The sequence below is a fragment of the Aeromonas sp. R7-1 genome, assembly GCF_040908115.1.
In the GTDB taxonomy this organism is placed as follows: Bacteria; Pseudomonadota; Gammaproteobacteria; order Enterobacterales; family Aeromonadaceae; genus Aeromonas; species Aeromonas caviae.
Genome location: NZ_JBFODD010000063.1, coordinates 13,559 through 29,589 on the forward strand (window position 1 = coordinate 13,559; position 16,031 = coordinate 29,589).

15 protein-coding genes are annotated in these 16,031 nt (G+C 64.9%); 12 read left to right on the forward strand and 3 right to left on the reverse strand.

Annotated features, from left to right (window positions below):
- Positions 1-89: 89 nt before the first annotated feature.
- The 3 genes from AB5Y51_RS18525 (at position 90) to AB5Y51_RS18535 (ending at position 2,427) form a co-directional block, all read left to right on the forward strand.
- A complete protein-coding gene (locus AB5Y51_RS18525) occupies positions 90-545 on the forward strand; it encodes a hypothetical protein (RefSeq protein ID WP_042016396.1) in 456 nt (151 codons plus the stop codon).
- 20 nt (positions 546-565) lie between these two features.
- Positions 566-1,378, forward strand: a complete 813-nt coding sequence (gene mutM, locus AB5Y51_RS18530) for a bifunctional DNA-formamidopyrimidine glycosylase/DNA-(apurinic or apyrimidinic site) lyase (RefSeq protein ID WP_010676112.1) — start codon at positions 566-568, stop codon at positions 1,376-1,378.
- Between the two features lie 176 nt (positions 1,379-1,554).
- The gene (locus AB5Y51_RS18535) at positions 1,555-2,427 is read left to right on the forward strand and encodes a VirK/YbjX family protein (RefSeq protein ID WP_368178957.1); all 873 of its coding nucleotides are present in this window, start codon (positions 1,555-1,557) and stop codon (positions 2,425-2,427) included.
- A gap of 74 nt (positions 2,428-2,501) precedes the next feature.
- On the opposite strand, the gene coaD is transcribed toward AB5Y51_RS18535, so the two are convergent.
- Complete coding sequence (gene coaD / locus AB5Y51_RS18540) at positions 2,502-2,984, reverse strand: pantetheine-phosphate adenylyltransferase (protein WP_010676110.1); 483 nt, start codon at positions 2,982-2,984, stop codon at positions 2,502-2,504.
- Positions 2,985-3,205: 221 nt separating this feature from the next.
- Between coaD and AB5Y51_RS18545 the strand changes: the two genes are divergently transcribed.
- Positions 3,206-4,249, forward strand: coding sequence for a glycosyltransferase family 9 protein (locus tag AB5Y51_RS18545; protein ID WP_041214218.1), 1,044 nt, complete (start codon positions 3,206-3,208; stop codon positions 4,247-4,249).
- 339 nt (positions 4,250-4,588) lie between these two features.
- On the opposite strand, the gene AB5Y51_RS18550 is transcribed toward AB5Y51_RS18545, so the two are convergent.
- Entirely contained in the window at positions 4,589-5,365 is a 777-nt protein-coding gene (locus tag AB5Y51_RS18550) for a glycosyltransferase family 2 protein (RefSeq protein ID WP_223955976.1), read from the reverse strand.
- A 339-nt stretch (positions 5,366-5,704) separates the two neighbouring features.
- Between AB5Y51_RS18550 and waaF the strand changes: the two genes are divergently transcribed.
- From waaF to AB5Y51_RS18565, 3 genes are all read left to right on the forward strand, one after another.
- Entirely contained in the window at positions 5,705-6,802 is a 1,098-nt protein-coding gene (gene waaF / locus AB5Y51_RS18555) for a lipopolysaccharide heptosyltransferase II (protein WP_010676107.1), read from the forward strand.
- Position 6,803: 1 nt separating this feature from the next.
- Positions 6,804-8,072, forward strand: coding sequence for a lipid IV(A) 3-deoxy-D-manno-octulosonic acid transferase (gene waaA, locus AB5Y51_RS18560; protein ID WP_368178942.1), 1,269 nt, complete (start codon positions 6,804-6,806; stop codon positions 8,070-8,072).
- Between the two features lie 111 nt (positions 8,073-8,183).
- Positions 8,184-9,062 carry a DMT family transporter gene (locus AB5Y51_RS18565; RefSeq protein ID WP_049636086.1) on the forward strand — a complete coding sequence of 293 codons (879 nt, stop codon included), beginning with the start codon at positions 8,184-8,186 and terminating at the stop codon, positions 9,060-9,062.
- 183 nt (positions 9,063-9,245) lie between these two features.
- Here AB5Y51_RS18565 and AB5Y51_RS18570 read toward each other — a convergent pair whose 3' ends face one another.
- The gene (locus AB5Y51_RS18570; RefSeq protein WP_368178943.1) at positions 9,246-10,109 is read right to left on the reverse strand and encodes a YicC/YloC family endoribonuclease; all 864 of its coding nucleotides are present in this window, start codon (positions 10,107-10,109) and stop codon (positions 9,246-9,248) included.
- A 146-nt stretch (positions 10,110-10,255) separates the two neighbouring features.
- On the opposite strand from AB5Y51_RS18570, the gene rph reads away from it, so the two are divergent.
- The 5 genes from rph (at position 10,256) to AB5Y51_RS18595 (ending at position 16,004) form a co-directional block, all read left to right on the forward strand.
- Positions 10,256-10,972, forward strand: a complete 717-nt coding sequence (gene rph, locus AB5Y51_RS18575) for a ribonuclease PH (protein WP_010676103.1) — start codon at positions 10,256-10,258, stop codon at positions 10,970-10,972.
- Between the two features lie 75 nt (positions 10,973-11,047).
- The gene (gene pyrE / locus AB5Y51_RS18580) at positions 11,048-11,701 is read left to right on the forward strand and encodes an orotate phosphoribosyltransferase (RefSeq protein WP_368178945.1); all 654 of its coding nucleotides are present in this window, start codon (positions 11,048-11,050) and stop codon (positions 11,699-11,701) included.
- Positions 11,702-11,880: 179 nt separating this feature from the next.
- Positions 11,881-14,310, forward strand: coding sequence for a heavy metal translocating P-type ATPase (locus AB5Y51_RS18585; RefSeq protein ID WP_368178947.1), 2,430 nt, complete (start codon positions 11,881-11,883; stop codon positions 14,308-14,310).
- A complete protein-coding gene (gene cueR, locus AB5Y51_RS18590) occupies positions 14,307-14,696 on the forward strand; it encodes a Cu(I)-responsive transcriptional regulator (protein WP_010676100.1) in 390 nt (129 codons plus the stop codon). Before AB5Y51_RS18585 ends, cueR begins: the two co-directional genes overlap by 4 nt.
- Before the next feature lie 153 nt (positions 14,697-14,849).
- Positions 14,850-16,004 (forward strand): diguanylate cyclase, encoded by a 1,155-nt coding sequence (locus AB5Y51_RS18595; RefSeq protein WP_039039690.1) that lies wholly within the window; start codon positions 14,850-14,852, stop codon positions 16,002-16,004.
- Positions 16,005-16,031: the final 27 nt, after the last annotated feature.

Below are 16,031 nucleotides of genomic sequence, written 5' to 3' on the forward strand. Positions count from 1 at the left end.
TACTTGGTTTCGCTGCAAAAACCCGGCCTCGTGCCGGGTTTTTTTATGGCTGGAATTCAGTACACTGCCGATTCGAAGGGAGGCTAGCCATGTTCAAACTGAGCCGCAAAGGCTGGAACAACGTGATCATCGTGGTCGTGTTGATCGTCATTACCCTGTTGCACCGACTGGAGCAGGCCCAGCAGGAGAACAGTGCCAAACGCGCGCGTCCGCTGTTGCCGGAGAGCGCCGTGGTGCTGACCTGGCAGGGGCCGAGCTGGCAGATAGAGCGTATCGGCCAGGGCTGGCGCAGCGCGCCGGATCTGGGGCTTGGCAGCGCCCAGCTGGCGGCCCGCATCGAGATGTGGCAAGGCTGGCTGCTGCCCCCCGGCGAGCCCGTGCGCGGCACCCCGGTGACCCTCAAGATCTGGATCGCCGGACAGAGTGATCCGGTGGAAGTCGGGCTCTATCAGGACGACGGCAAGTTTGCCGCTCTGCTGCCCTCCTCGACCTGGCTCAGCCTGAGTCAGGCGCAATACCGTGACCTGATGCGTCCCATTCCCTGAACGAGAACGAGAGATCGCCCATGCCTGAATTACCGGAAGTCGAAGTCAGCCGCCAGGGCATCTCCCCCTGGCTTACCGGCATCAAGGTGACCCGCGTGGTGGTGCGGGACGGCCGCCTGCGTTGGCCCGTGCCCGGCGAGATCCAGGAGCTGGTGGATCTCGTCATCCACCGCGTCAGCCGCCGCGCCAAATACCTGTTGCTGGAGACCGACTTCGGCACCGCCATCCTGCATCTCGGGATGTCCGGCAGCCTGCGGGTGCTGGACATCGGCACCCCGGCCGAGAAGCACGATCATGTGGATATCGAGCTGGCCAACGGCAAGCTGCTGCGGCTCAACGATCCGCGCCGTTTTGGCGCCCTGCTGTGGACCCGCGAACCGGCCGAGGCCCATGCCCTGCTCGCCAAGCTGGGGCCGGAACCCCTCACCGACGCCTTCCATGCCGATTACCTGCGGGAGCGGGCGAAGGGGCGCAGCACCGCCATCAAGCAGTTCCTGATGGACAACCACGTGGTGGTCGGGGTAGGCAACATCTACGCCAACGAGGCGCTCTATGCCGCCGGCATTCATCCCAGGCGGGCGGCGGGCAACATCAGCGCCGAGCGGCTGGGCACCCTGGTGAGCGAGATCAAGCGGGTGTTGGCCGAGGCCATTCGCCAGGGGGGCACCACCCTCAAGGATTTCACCAGCGCCGACGGCAAGCCGGGCTATTTCGTCCAGCAGCTGCAGGTTTACGGCCGTGGCGGCCAGCCCTGTTTCCACTGCCACACCCTGCTCACCGAGGTGAAGATGGGCCAGCGAACCACGGTGTTCTGCTCCCACTGCCAACGCTGAAAGCGGGATTTTTGAGCCGGAACCGGCCAAGTTGTAAGAGAGTATTTCCGGTCTGTTGAAGCGGCGTCAGCCCATGACTACTATCTCGCCAGTTCAGGCTGCGAGGTAATAAAATGACAGCTAAATCAATAGACTGGGAACATTTATCCCGGCAGGGGCACTATTGTGCCCACGATATGGCCCGCTTCCTCTATCCCGAAGACAGCGCCCGCAAGACCTTCAATCGCGGCAAGTTTTTGCTGCGCAGTCTGCTCTACCGTGCGCAGTTGAACCGGGTGTTCGAGCTGTTCCAGAGCGCCCCCCTGCGGGCGCTTCCCGCCCGCCACCCCGAGCTGCTCGACAAGCCGATGCGCCCCTATCGCTTCGCCTGCTCGACGGTGAACCAGCGGGTCAAGATGGTGGAGGATCACTACCGCCTGCTGCTGGGCCTGTACCCCGAGCTCATCGACCCGCTCTATCTGGGGGAGGGGATAGTGCTGGGCCATTATCCCGATGGCGGCTGGCGCATCGTGCTGCGTCACGACGGCACCTTCCGCAGGGAGGCGGAGCTGGCCCTCTCCATCGTCAACGCGCGGGGGGAGCGACTCTACAGCTGTGCCTTCTCCCTGGCGGGCAACGAACAGGAGCTGGCCCTGGTGATCGGGTCGGTGCAGGGGCCAGAGCCCTGTGTCGAGCAGCCCCAGGAGCAGGTGCGGGCATTGACCCGGGCGGGTCAGGGTCTGAGACCCAAGTCGCTGGTGGTGATGCTGGTGATGGCGCTGGCCGGGGCCATGGGGGCCCACCGGGTCTGTGCGGTGCGCATGAAGGCCCACATCTTCCAGGCAAGACGGTATAGCAAGAAGAAGAAAGCCTGCCTGCAGGCGGACTACGACGAGCTGTGGCAGGAGTTTGGCGCCCTCGATCAGGACGCCAACTTCGTGCGGCTGCAACCCGTAGTGCGCAAGCCGCTGGAGGAGGTGGCCGCCAAGAAGCGGGCCATGTACCGGCGCCGTTACGAGTGGCTCGATCAGCTGGTGCTAGCGATCCGCCAGCAGTTTGCCCGCAGCTAGGCGTGCAGTGCGTTGATGCAACAAGGGCTACCCGGGGGTAGCCCTTGTTCGTTTCTGCCCATCAGGGGAGGGGATTAGCGCTGCTGTCTGGCGGCAATGGCCTGGGCCACCAGGGGGTCGACGAACTGGTGGATGTCACCTCCGTGCAGCGCCACCTCCTTCACCAGGGTGGAGGAGATGAAGGAGTTCTCCTCCGCCGGGGTAAGGAAGACGCTCTCCAGGGTAGGCATCAGGCGACGGTTCATGTTGGCGAGCTGGAACTCGTATTCGAAGTCGGAGACGGCGCGCAGGCCGCGGATCAGCACGTTGGCCTGCTGCTCCCTGGCAAAATCCACCAGCAGGCCGGAGAAGCCCACCACCTTGACGTTGGGCAGGTGAGCCGTCACCTGCCTAGCCAGCTGAACGCGCTCCTCGAGATCGAACAGCGGCCGTTTGCTCGGGCTGTTGGCCACCCCGACCACCACCTCGTCGAACAGTCTGGCGGCGCGGCCAATGAGATCGGTATGGCCGTTGGTGATGGGATCGAAGGTGCCGGGATAGATTACCTTGTTGGTCATGCTGCTGACTCCTGAAACCGGAAAACTGGTCGCATTATAGGGGCTGTTGCCGGTTTGTCGCGACCGGGATGGCGCGGATTTCTGGCGCTGATCGGCGGCCGGGGTCGCACAAATCGGAGCCCCGTGGCGTCTTCGCTTGAGAATCGCCCTGCATCAGGCAAGAATACCCGCATCGCGCATCAAGCCTCCTTCGCTGGTGACAGGGAGCATAGGGATTTTTTATGAAACGTATTCTGGTAGTCCGCAATGACAAGATTGGTGACTTCATGCTGGCGTGGCCGAGCTTTGCCATGCTCAAGCGCTCCATGGAGTGTCATGTGACTGCCCTGGTTCCCGCCTACACGGCGCCCCTGGCCCGCCTCTGCCCCTGGATCGACGAGATCATCCTGGATCCGGGTGCCCGGGCCGACAAGGAGCAGCAACGCGCCCTGCTGGCGCGCATCAAGGCGGCCGCCTTCGATGCCTCCATCTGCCTCTTCTCCAACACCCGCAATGCCAAGCTGGTGTGGAAGGCGCACATTCCCTACCGGCTGGCCCCCGCCACCAAGCTGGCCCAGGTACTCTACAACCAGCGCCTGGTGCAGCGCCGCTCCCGCTCCCAGAAGCCGGAGTACGAATACAACCTGGATCTGGTGCGCCGCTTCCTCGCCGATCAGCATCAGACCGTGGTAGAGCCACAGGGCCCCTACCTCGACTTCGACCCCGAGAGCCTGCTGCAGGTGCGCGAGCAGGTTGCCGCCCGTCTCAGGCTCGACGCCAGCCGCCCCTGGCTGATGGTGCATGCGGGCAGCGGCGGCTCGGCCAACAACCTCTCCATCGAGCAGTACTCGCGCCTCATCATCAAGCTCAACCAGGCCTGTCCCGAGTTGCAGTGCGTGCTGACGGCAGGCCCGGGGGAGGAGGGGAAGGCGGAGCAGTTGGCGGCCGAATTGCTGGCCCATGGGGGCAACGGCTGGATCTATCGTTCCGACGAGGGGTTGCCGAAGTTCTGCCAGGTGATGGCCAACGCCGCCCTGTTCGTGGCGGGCAGCACGGGGCCCCTGCACATCGCCGCGGCCATGGACGTGCCGACCGTCGGTTTCTTCCCGGCACACCGTTCGGCGACGCCGCTGCGCTGGCGGCCGCTCAACGGCGAGGGGCGCCATCTGCCCTTCAGCCCGCCGGAAGACAGCGACCACCCGGAGGACATGAGCCAGCTCGATCCCAAGGCCATGGCGGCAGAGATCGCCCGCTGGGCGCCGCCCTTCTGGCGCGCCGAGCGCTGAGAGTGCACACAGAACATACAGACAGGGCCCCACGGGGCCCTGTCTTGTATGGGGATGCGCCCTGCTGGCAGACCGGCCTACCGGGCGTGGCTCCCGACAGCCCCCTTGACGGGCCTGCCCGGGCCCCGGGCAGGGGAAACCTGTCGGTATAAGCCGGAGTCGGGTCATGTTGCCAATATCCATGCATTCGGCTTATAGCGGCCAGTTTTCGTCCGTGGCGCCCAGGTTTGCGCCGTGAGCGGCCCCGCGAGGGCTGCGCCCGCTCCATGGCAATGGGGTTCACCCCTTGTCCCGCTGGAACAAGGGGTGAGTCATGAATGAGATCTGTGGGGCGATGCCCTATTTCGGCTGCTGGGGCTGCTGGCGAACCCAGAGATCGGCGTATTTGACGAAGGTGGAGTGGGCGGAGAGGATGGCCAGCAGCAGGCCCTGCTTGCCGTCGAGGAAACCGGCCTTGAGCAGGTACATCTTGAGGAAGCAGCCGACGGCGTGGACCAGCCCCTGGCCGAGGGATCCCTTCTTGCCGCGGGCGGTGCGCTGATCGGCCCAGGCGCGGGCATAGCCGGCGGATTTGACCAGGTAGTGTTCCAGATCCCGGTAGGTGTAGTGGAGGAGGTCGCCGTGCAGGTTGACGATCTTCATGTTGGCGCGCACCTCCACCTTCTCGTGTACCAGCGCCTCGTTGTAGCCGGTCAGCGCCTTGGGGTAGAGGCGCAGCACCCGATCCGGGTACCAGCCGCTGTGGCGGATGAAGCGACCGAACACCCAGGAGAGCCGCGGGATGGAGTAGATGGTGTCGCTGGCCGGGTTGGCCATGACCCCCTGGATGGCTTCCCTGAGTTCGGGGGTGAGCCGCTCGTCCGCGTCCAGCCACAGCACCCACTCCGACTGGACATGGGACTGGGCGAGGCGGCGCTGACGGCCGAAACCGGGCCAGGTGGTGTTGACGAAGAAGCGGGCGCCAAATTCGGCGGCGATGGCCGGAGTGTCATCCTGACTGCCGGAGTCGAGAATGACGATTTCATCCGCCAGGCCTTCGAGGGAGGCGAGGCAGGCACGGAGGTTGTCGGCTTCGTTCTTGACGATCAGGACGGCCGCCAGGGTCGGTTTTTTCACAGGCAAGGGACTCTTGTTGGCACCCGGCGGGCGGGTCATGCTCGGATTGGCGCCCATTCTAGCCTAAAACCCCGCGCGGGGCATGACCCGAGGGCCCGGTGGGCCCGCTTTTGAATGCGGGGGAAGGGGGATCTCTGCTACCCGGCAGTCGGTGGCCCAGGGCACGCCGTGTCCGGGTGGAAGAGGGCCTCAGGAGGGATGCGCGGGGGAGCGGATCCTGCCAGGGAGGCGTTTTGCGGGGGCAGACGGGTATCTTCTGTTATTTCTTCGGCCTTTCTTGGGGCATAATCTCGCCCAGTAACGATCAACAGCCGGGCCAGTCCCGAGAGAAGACGCGCGATGAAGATATTGGTGATCGGCCCCTCCTGGGTCGGCGACATGGTGATGTCCCAGAGCCTCTACAAGGCGCTCAAGAGCAACCACCCGGGCAGCGAGCTCCATGTGATGGCGCCGGCCTGGTGCGTTGCGCTGCTGGAGCGCATGCCCGAGGTGGACAAGGCCATCCCCATGCCGCTTGGCCACGGTGACTTCAAGCTGGGGGCACGCCGCCGCCTTGGCAAGCAGCTGGCCGCCGAGCAGTACGATCAGGCCATCATCCAGCCCAACTCCATGAAGTCGGCCCTCATCCCCTGGTTTGCCAGGATCCCGGTGCGCACCGGCTGGAAGGGAGAGCACCGCTTCGGTCTGCTCAACGACATGCGCAGCAACAAGCAGGCCTTTCCGCTGATGGTGGAAGGCTATGTGGCTCTGGCCTATCCCAAGGGGCAGATGAAGAGTCGGGACGACATTCCCGCTATTCCCCATCCCTCCCTGCACGTGGATCTCATCAACCAGGGCAAGGCGCTGGAGCGGCTCGGCCTGAATCGTGCCCGCCCTGTGCTGGTGCTCTGTCCGGGGGCCGAGTTCGGCCCGGCCAAACGCTGGCCGGAGGGGCACTACGCCGTGGTGGCGCAAAAGCACCTCGACGAGGGATGGCAGGTATGGATCTTCGGCTCGGGCAAGGACGTGGACGTGGCCAACACCATCCGCGATCGGATCAACCCCCTGTCACGCCCCAACTGCCACGTGCTGGCGGGCAAGACCAGCCTGCACGAGGCGATCGACCTGATGGCGCTGGCCGGTCGGGTCATCGCCAACGACTCGGGCCTGATGCACGTGGCGGCCGCCCTCAACCGGCCGCTGATCGGCGTCTACGGTTCCACCTCGCCCCTCTATACCCCACCGCTGGCGGACAGGGTCGAGATCGTCCACACCGACATCGAGTGCCGCCCCTGCTTCAAGCGCACCTGCAAGTTCGGCCACCTCAAGTGCCTGATCGAGCTGATGCCGGAACAGGTCATCGAGGCGGGAAATCGGCTGGAGCGTGGTGAAACGGCAGATCTGACCATAGTGCGGCAGCCGGTGGAATCCTCTGCTGCTGAACCAGGTAATAGCTAGCATGATCTACCGGTTGCTCTACAACCTGCTGATCCACCTGGGGTTGCCCCTGGCGCTGCTGGCGCTCTACAAGCCCAAAAAAGGCAAGCCCGGCTTCGGGGCGCGCTGGGCCGAGCATCTGGGACGATTGCCGCCGACCGGACAGGAGGCTCCCCTCTGGATCCATGCGGTGAGCGTGGGGGAGACCCTGGCCATCACCCCCTTCATCCGCGCCCTCAAGGCCGAGCGCCCCGAGCTGCCCATCCTGCTCACCACCACCACCCGCACCGGCGCCGAACAGGCGGCCAAGCTCGGGGATCTGGTGGTGCACCGCTATGCGCCTCTCGACTATCCCTGGGCCGTCTCGGCGTTTCTGAGCACCGTCAAGCCCCGCGCCCTCTGGGTGATGGAGACCGAGCTATGGCCGAACTGGCTGGCGGCCTGCGAGGCACGCCACCTGCCGGTGACCATCCTCAATGCCCGCCTCTCGGAGCGATCCTGTCAGCGCTATGGTCGCTTCCAGGGTGCCTTCGATGCCCTGAGCCGCCCGCTGACCCACCTGCTGTGCCAGCATCAGGACGATGCGGATCGCTTCCATCGGCTGGGCATAGCGCGCAACCGGCTGGCGGTGACCGGATCCATCAAGTTCGACATCCAGTTTGGCGACGAGGTGCAGGCCAGGGGCCGTGCCCTGCGCCAGCAACTGGGGGAGGCACGACCTGTATGGATCGCCGCCAGTACCCACCAGGGGGAAGACGAGCAGGTGCTGGCCGCCTTCGATCGGGTGCTCAAGGCCCACCCCTCCGCCCTGCTGATCCTGGTGCCGCGCCATCCCGAGCGTTTCGAACGGGTGGCCGAGCTGTGCGCCCCCTACGGTTGCGTGCGGCGTACGGCGGGCAGTGCGGTCGGCGAGAGCGACAAGATCTACCTGGGTGACACCATGGGCGAGTTGCCGCTGATGCTGGCGGCGGCGGATCTCGCCTTTGTCGGTGGCAGCCTGGTGCCCGTGGGCGGTCACAACCTGCTGGAACCGGCGGCGCTGGGCAAACCCTGCTTGACCGGCCCCGTCTATTTCAACTTCAGCGACATCACCCGCCAGCTGGTGGCCCAGGGGGGCGCGGCCGTGGTGGCGGACGCCGAGGCGCTCGGCCACCGGGTGAGCACCCTGCTCGGCGATGCACCTGCTCGCCGCGAGATGGGGGAGCAGGCCCGCGCCGTGGTGCTGCGCAATCAGGGGGCGCTGGCGCGCACCCTCTCCCATTGCCTCGCCAGCCTGGAAAGTGACGACTGAGGCGGGGCGGCGTGGTGGCCGCCCCGCCAGCATGTCTGCCAAACCCCGGGAGACAATCCGCGCCTCTTTCCTTTATGCTCTGCCCTTTGCCCCTGACCCTGTGATGCTCCGATGAACCGCGCTCCCCTGCTGTTGATGATACTGGTCACCCTGCTGGCCGCCGCTGGCTGGCTCTTCTCGAAAGAGGCGATTCGCGAACTGCCCACCGCCGCCTTTATCGGCAGCCGCTTCCTGCTGGCCGCCCTGCTGCTGTTGCCGCTCGCCTGGTTGCGCGAGCCGCCCCCCAGTGGCTCACAACTGCTGCGCGCCGCCGGGTGCGGCACCTTGCTCGGGGCCAGCCTGCTGTTCTGGGTTACCGCCATCAGCCAGAGCGATGCGCTCGGCAGTGGCGCCTTCATCATGAGCGTGGCCACCCTGATGGCGCCGCTTGCCGCCTGGGCCGCCTTCAAGGCCAGACCCGGCCGTCACTACTGGCTGACTCTGCCCGTGGCCGTCGCGGGTCTGCTGCTGCTCTCCAGCAGCACCCACTGGGGCGTGTCGCTCTCCCTGTTCTGGTTTCTGGCGGCGGCCGCCACTCTGGGGGTCCAGCTCGCGGTGCACCGCCACTTCGCCCAGTCCATTCCCCCTACCTGGCTCACCTGCATCCAGTTGGCGGTGACCGGGCTGCTCGGCACCCTGCTCTCCCTGCTGACCGAGCAGTGGCCCGCCAGCATCGGCACTGGTATCTGGGGCTGGTTTGCGGCCAGCGTCCTGATCGCCACCACTCTGCGTTACTGGCTGCTCACCCACGCCCTGAGCCGGATGACCACGGCCCATGCCGCCCTGCTGATGCTGCTCGAACCGGTCTGGACTCTTATCCTGAGCACCCTCTTCTATGACGAACCGCTGGGCCCCGCCAAGCTGGCTGGTGCCGGCCTGGTGCTGGGCGCTCTGGTGCTCTACCAGCTTCCCCTGCTGCTGCGCAGCCGAAGGCTGAAGTCACCGGTCTAGCCTGCGCGGGTGGGGGATGCATAGAAAAGAAGGAGAGGGTCTGCATGGCAGACCCTCTTTGCGTGATGGTACATGTCGGGCTCCCTTTGCTCGGGGCTGCCATCAGTCAGGCGGCTGAGCGCTGCGGGAAACGAGCATAAAAAAGCCCCCGGGTGGCGGGGGCTGGTGCATCGATGAGGGGGATCATTCGATGTTTTGAATTTGCTCGCGCATCTGCTCGATGAGGACCTTCAGCTCGACGGCGGACTGGGTCACCTCGGCGTTGATCGACTTGGAGCCCAGCGTGTTCGACTCGCGGTTGAACTCCTGCATCATGAAGTCGAGACGGCGGCCGCAGGCGCCCCCCTTCTTCATGATCTTGATGGTCTCGCTGATGTGCATCTCCAGGCGATCCAGCTCTTCGGCCACGTCGATCTTCTGGGCCAGCAGCACGATCTCCTGCTCGATGCGGGCCGGATCCAGCTCGACCTTGGCTTCGGCCAGGCGGTCGGCGAGCTTCTGGCGCTGCCACTCGATGATCTGCGGCAGGTGCACGCGCACCTTCTTCACTTCCACCTGGATGCCGTCCAGGCGCTGTTCGATCAGCGCCTTGAGGTTGGCCCCTTCGCTGGCGCGGGAGGCGAGGAAATCTTCCATGGTCAGATCGAAACCGCCGAGCAGCTCGGTGGCGACCACGTCCATGTCCTGCTCGGCGGCAGCCATGACCCCCGGCCAGCGCAGCACGTCCACCGGATTGAGCTGACCTTGGCCCGCCTCTTTCATCACCCAGTTGGCGCTCTCGATGATGAGTTTGGCCAGCTCTTCATTGATGTGGAGCTGGCTGGCGGCGGCCTGGGCGGCCTCGAAGCGCAGGTTGCACTCCACCTTGCCGCGCTGCAGCTTGGCGCGGAAGCGCTCGCGCAGAACCGGCTCCAGGCTGCGCAGTTGTTCCGGCAGGCGAATGTAGGTCTCCAGATAGCGCTGGTTGACCGAACGAATTTCCCAAACGGCTGTGCCCCAGTCGCCCTTGAGTTCCTTGCGGGCGTAGGCGGTCATGCTGTGAATCATTGATTGTTCCGGGCTTGATGAAGTGTGCGGCCAGTATACTCAGCCAGCCCTGCTCCGTCAGCCGACGAGGTGGTTTTAGCGGCTGATATTTGAGTAGCGATCGCTTATACTCCTGCGCCAATTCAGCCAGCCCAGAGGTCAGTCCCATGTCCCGTCCCAGCGATCGCAGCGCCGCCCAGGTGCGTCCGGTAACCATCACCCGCCACTTCACCAAGCATGCTGAAGGGTCCGTGCTGGTGGAATTCGGCCACACCCGCGTGCTCTGCACCGCCAGCGTCGACACCAGCGTGCCGCGCTTCCTCAAAGGCAAGGGGCAGGGGTGGGTCACTGCCGAGTACGGCATGCTGCCGCGCTCCACCCACTCCCGGATGAACCGCGAAGCGGCCTCCGGCAAGCAGAGCGGCCGTACCCTGGAGATCTCCCGCCTGATCGCCCGCTCCCTGCGTGCGGCGGTAGACTTGAGCGCCCTGGGCGAGCACACCATTACCGTTGACTGCGATGTGTTGCAAGCCGACGGCGGTACCCGTACCGCCGCCATCACCGGGGCCTGCGTGGCGCTGGTGGATGCGCTGAACTGGATGGTGGAGAAGGGGCTGATCAAACAGAGCCCGCTCAAGCAGATGATCGCGGCCGTCTCCGTCGGCATGTTCGAAGGGGAGGCAATCTGCGATCTGGAGTACATCGAAGACTCCGCCGCCGAGACCGACATGAACGTGGTGATGACCGAAGATGGCCGCATCATCGAGGTGCAGGGCACCGCGGAGGCCGAACCCTTCACCCACGAGGAGCTGCTGGCCATGCTGGCCCTCGCCAAGGGCGGCATCGCCGACATCATTGCGCTGCAGAAGCAGTCGCTTGCATGATTTTAAAAACGCGGCACTGTCCGCGTTTTTTTATACCCCCACACAAGACAACGACAAGCCAAGCAAGGAGCCAGAATGAAAGCCTACCAGCGTCAATTTATCGAGTTCGCCCTGGAGAAGCAGGTCCTCAAATTCGGTGAATTTACCCTGAAATCCGGTCGTAAAAGCCCCTACTTCTTCAACGCCGGCCTGTTCAACAGCGGCCGCGATCTGGCCCGTCTCGGCCGCTTCTACGCCGCCGCCCTGATGGATGCCGGCATCGAGTTCGACGTGCTGTTTGGCCCGGCCTACAAGGGGATCCCCATCGCCTCCGCCACCTCGGTGCAGCTGGTGGAGCAGCACGACGTGGACGTGCCCTGGTGCTTCAACCGCAAGGAGGCCAAGGATCACGGCGAGGGTGGCAATCTGGTGGGCAGCCCGCTCAAGGGGCGCATCATGCTGGTGGACGATGTCATCACTGCCGGCACCGCCATCCGCGAATCCATGGATCTGATCCAGGCCAACGGCGCCTCCCTGGCTGGCGTGCTGATCGCGCTGGACCGTCAGGAGAAGGGCAAGGGCGAGCTCTCCGCCATTCAGGAAGTGGAGCGTGACTACGGCGCTCACATCATCGCCATCATCCAGATGAGCGACTTGATCCAGTATCTGGAAGAGAAGCAGGCCGAACAGCCGGAGCTGGCGGCGCAACTGGCCGCCATGAAGGCTTACCGCGCCCAGTACGGTATCTGAGTCGCCGCGTATACCGCGCAATAGTTGAAGGCGGCGCCCGTTTGTTCTCTGGCAGCAAACGGGCGCCGTTTTTTCATCTGCAAAAAGTGGATCATGTGGCTTGAGCTTACCCTTACAGTAAAGGTTAGGGTTTGCCAGTCGGCGTTTTGTGGTGCCGACGGGTTCCGGGGAGGAACAACATGACCACTCATCTTCAATCACCCATTCATCTGCAGTTGCCGCTGAGCGGCATGAGCTGCGCCAACTGCGCCGGCCGCATCACGACCGCCCTCAACAAGCTCGACGGGGTATCGGCCACCGTCAACTTCGCGCTGGAGCAGGCGGCTATCGAGCTGACCAGCCCCGACCGTCTGCCGGCGGTACTGGAGAGCATCAAGGCGCAGGGTTATGACTACGGCAGTGAGACCATCCTGTTTCAAATCACCGGCATGACCTGTGCCGGTTGCTCGGCCCGCCTGAACAAGACGCTGGCGGCGCTGCCCGGCGTCATCTCCGCCGACGTCAACTTCTCCATCGAGCAGGCTCGTATCGTGCTGGTACCCGGGATGCAGACGCCCGCGGCCCTGCGCGAGCAGATCGAGGCCCTCGGCTTTGGCGCCCAACTGGCGCAGGGCTCGGCCAGCGGTCGCCGCCAGCAGTTGCTGGAGCGGGAAGCGCAGGAGGCCGCCAGCGCCCGTCAGGCGCAAACCCGGGTCATCGTCTCGGCGCTGCTGACGTTGCCGCTGCTGGTGGGGATGCTGGCCATGGCCGGGTTGTTCCCCTGGCATCTGCCCGCCTGGCTGGAGCTGCTGCTCGCCACCCCGGTGCAGTTCTGGATCGGGGCCCGCTTCTATCGCGGCGCCTGGCTCGCCATCAAGAACCGCTCCGCCAACATGGATGTGCTGGTGGCCACCGGTACCAGTGCCGCCTACTTCTACAGCCTCTATCTGCTGCTGACGTTGGGGATGGCCGCCAGCGGCAAGCTCTATTTCGAGGCGAGCGCCATCATCATTACCCTGATTTCCCTCGGAAAACTGCTGGAGGCTCGGGCCAGACGCAGTACCCAGTCCGCCATTCGCGAGTTGATGGCGCTGCGGCCGGAAACCGCCACCGTCTGGCGCGGCGAGCGCTGGCAGAGCGTCGCCATCGACGAGGTGCTGCGCGGCGACAGGCTGCGGGTACTGGTGGGTGAGCGGGTGCCGGTGGATGGCAAAATCATGAGCGGCGCCAGCGAGCTGGACGAGTCGATCCTCACCGGTGAGAGCCTGCCGGTGCCGCGCGGTGAGGGCGACAAGGTGCTGGGCGGTGCCATCAACCGCTCCGGTGTGCTGGAAATTGAAGCCACTACGGTGGGGGAGGACTCCAGCCTCAGCAAGATCATCGCCCTGGTGGAGAGTGCCCAGATGGGCAAGGCGCCGCTGCAGCAGCTAGTGGACAAGGTCTCCGCCGTGTTCGTGCCGGTGGTGATGGCCATCGCCCTGTTCACCCTGCTGGTGTGGTACGCCATCAGTAACGACTTCGGTCAGGCGCTGCTGGCGGCGGTGGCCGTGCTGGTGATCGCCTGTCCCTGTGCGCTGGGGCTGGCGACGCCGGCGGCCATTGTCACCGGTACCGGGGTGGCGGCGCGCCACGGCATTCTGATCAAGGATGTCGATACCCTGCAAAAGGCCCACGCCATCAAGGCGCTCATCTTCGACAAGACAGGTACGCTCACTCAGGGCAGGCCCGTGCTGGCGAGCTGGAGCGGCACAGCCGAGCAGCTGCGTCTGGCCGCCGCCCTGCAGCAGGCGAGCGAACACCCGCTGGCGCTGGCCATGCGCGAGGCGGTCGGCAAGGAGGTTACGCTGCCCCAGCCGGAGGCGGTGGAGGTGCGGGTCGGTGCCGGTATTGTCGGTCAGGTCGCCGGTCATACGGCCGCCATCGGCAATGGCTCTTTGCTGGCCCAGCTCGGCATTGAGGTGCCCGCGCAGGATAAGCAGCCTGCCGACGGCGCGACCCGGGTCTGGGTGGCCATCGACGGCGTGGTGGCTGGCATTGCGGCGCTGGCCGATACCCTGCGCCCGGAGAGTCCGGATGCCATCGCCACCCTGCGCCAGCGCGGCATCGCCAGCTGGCTGGTGAGCGGTGATGCGCCGGCGCCGGTGGCCCATATCGCCGCCAAGCTGGGGCTGGACGGGGCCTTTGACTCCGTGCTGCCAGCCGGCAAGGTGGAAAAAGTCGAGGCGCTGCGGGCGCAAACCAGCGGGCTGGTCGCCATGGTGGGGGACGGGGTGAACGACGCTCCTGCGCTGGCGGCGGCGGATGTGGGTATCGCCATGGGCTCCGGCTCCGACGTGGCGATGGAGACCGCCTCCATCACCCTCATGCGATCTGACCCGCGGCTGGTGGCCGATGCCATCGACATCTCGGCGGCCACCTGGCGCACCATCCAGCAGAACCTGTTCTGGGCCTTCGTGTTCAACATCATCGGCATTCCGCTGTCGGCGCTGGGTTACCTCAGCCCGGAACTGGCGGGGGCGGCCATGGCCCTGAGCAGCATCACCGTCTTGAGCAATTCCCTGTTATTGAAGCGCTGGCAGCCCCGGGCGGGCAGCCTGCGTGCATCTGAATCCCAAAGGAGTCATTCATGAACATCAGCAAGGTCGCCAAGGCCACCGGCCTGACCGCCAAGACCATCCGCTACTACGAGAGCATCGGCCTCATCTCGTCGCCAGTGCGCAGCGACAACGGGTATCGCAGTTATACGGATGCCTCCCTGCGGGAGCTGCGCTTCGTCAAGCGTGCGCGGGAGACCGGCTTCAATCTGGAAGAGTGTCAGGAGCTGCTGGCGCTCTATCGGGACGAGCACAGAACCAGTGCCCAGGTGAAGAAGCTGGCCCAGGAGAAAATTGTCGATCTGCGCTCCCGCATCGCCGGTTTGCAAGCCATGCTCAGCGCCCTCGAGGAGGTGGTGAGCTGCTGTCACGGAGATGCGAATCCCCAGTGCCCCATCCTCGACGAGCTGGAGAAAGGGTGAGGGAGGGCTGCGCCATTCGACCCTGCAGAAAAGGGTCTGTCGGGGCCTGTGCGGGAGGGGACGCGCTGAGTGGCAGCTTAATAGCGGTCGATTGATTGTTGAGCAGGAAAGGGGAGTGTTAAACTGTGCGGCTCTTGTACAGGGAGTACCCAGTTGACACAGAGTGTGAAATATCAGGTGCGGCGGGCCATCATGGTCCAGCTCTATACCCATGCCTCCTTCAGCCTGCCTTGCCTGGGGCTGCTGGCGATCAGCTGGAGCCTGCTGTTCCACGATTACCTGCCGGCCAGCGAGTCGCTGGGCTGGCTCGGTCTGGTCCTGCTGCTGTTGCTGGGGCGCTGGTGGCATTTGCGCTGGCGCCAGCCCAGGCTGGCGGAGCTTCCGCTGCCGGTGCTCGAGCGCGAACTCTTTGTCGGGGTGACCATCACCTCCATCGTCTGGGCACTGGGCGTGCTGCTCTATATGGACAAGCTGCCCGACACCTATCGTGCCGCCATGATGATGCTCTCCAGCCTGATCCTGACCGGCAGCGCCATCATGCTGTTCGGCAGCCGTCGTACCCTCTATGGCGCCGTGCTGCCCCTCGGGTTTGCCATGTTGTTCGAGCTCAGTGGTGGCAACACCCAGGAGCGTATCGTCTCCTGCATGCTGGCGGGGTACCTGTTCGTCTTTCTGCCCACCCTGCTGCGGCGCCTGCGGCGGGATCAGGTGGCCTCTCTCTATCACAGTTTTTCCAATGCGGATCTGGTGGCCGAGCTGAAGGCGGTCTCCGAGCACCTCAAGCTCACGTCCCGCCTCGACGGTCTGACCGGCATCGCCAACCGGGCCCATCTCGACGACTCCCTGGCGCGCGCCTGGCGTCGCTGCCACCGTGCCAGGGCGCCTCTTTCTCTGGTGCTGGTGGATGTGGACTACTTCAAGCAGTTCAATGATCACTATGGTCATCAGGTGGGGGACCAGTGCCTACAACAGGTGGCGAGCCTGCTGGCCGAAGTGCTGCGGCGGGAAGACGATCTCGCTGCCCGTTACGGCGGAGAGGAGTTCGCCCTGCTGCTGCCCTGCACCACCTTGCAGGGGGCCATGCAGATCGCCGAGCAGGTGCGTACCTCGTTGCGAGCCCTTGGCATTCCCCACCACAAATCCCGGGTCTCGGGGCGGGTCAGTTGCAGCTTCGGGGTGGCGACCCTGGTGCCGGATCAGCATCACTCCATTGCCGAGCTTATCCAGAAAGCGGATGCGGCGCTCTATCAGGCCAAGCATAATGGCCGGGATCGTATCGAAGTAGCCTTGATGGGTAAGGTTGCCTGAGTTTCACAAGACAGATTAAAGAGGTCG

Bases quoted from the DNA above. Each gene is read 5' to 3' on its own strand.
- AB5Y51_RS18525 (WP_042016396.1), top strand. From the start codon at position 90: ATGTTCAAACTGAGCCGCAAAGGCTGGAACAACGTGATCATCGTGGTC.
- mutM (WP_010676112.1), top strand. From the start codon at position 566: ATGCCTGAATTACCGGAAGTCGAAGTCAGCCGCCAGGGCATCTCCCCC.
- AB5Y51_RS18535 (WP_368178957.1), top strand. From the start codon at position 1,555: ATGGCCCGCTTCCTCTATCCCGAAGACAGCGCCCGCAAGACCTTCAAT.
- coaD (WP_010676110.1), bottom strand. From the start codon at position 2,984: ATGACCAACAAGGTAATCTATCCCGGCACCTTCGATCCCATCACCAAC.
- AB5Y51_RS18545 (WP_041214218.1), top strand. From the start codon at position 3,206: ATGAAACGTATTCTGGTAGTCCGCAATGACAAGATTGGTGACTTCATG.
- waaF (WP_010676107.1), top strand. From the start codon at position 5,705: ATGAAGATATTGGTGATCGGCCCCTCCTGGGTCGGCGACATGGTGATG.
- waaA (WP_368178942.1), top strand. From the start codon at position 6,804: ATGATCTACCGGTTGCTCTACAACCTGCTGATCCACCTGGGGTTGCCC.
- AB5Y51_RS18565 (WP_049636086.1), top strand. From the start codon at position 8,184: ATGAACCGCGCTCCCCTGCTGTTGATGATACTGGTCACCCTGCTGGCC.
- AB5Y51_RS18570 (WP_368178943.1), bottom strand. From the start codon at position 10,109: ATGATTCACAGCATGACCGCCTACGCCCGCAAGGAACTCAAGGGCGAC.
- rph (WP_010676103.1), top strand. From the start codon at position 10,256: ATGTCCCGTCCCAGCGATCGCAGCGCCGCCCAGGTGCGTCCGGTAACC.
- pyrE (WP_368178945.1), top strand. From the start codon at position 11,048: ATGAAAGCCTACCAGCGTCAATTTATCGAGTTCGCCCTGGAGAAGCAG.
- AB5Y51_RS18585 (WP_368178947.1), top strand. From the start codon at position 11,881: ATGACCACTCATCTTCAATCACCCATTCATCTGCAGTTGCCGCTGAGC.
- cueR (WP_010676100.1), top strand. From the start codon at position 14,307: ATGAACATCAGCAAGGTCGCCAAGGCCACCGGCCTGACCGCCAAGACC.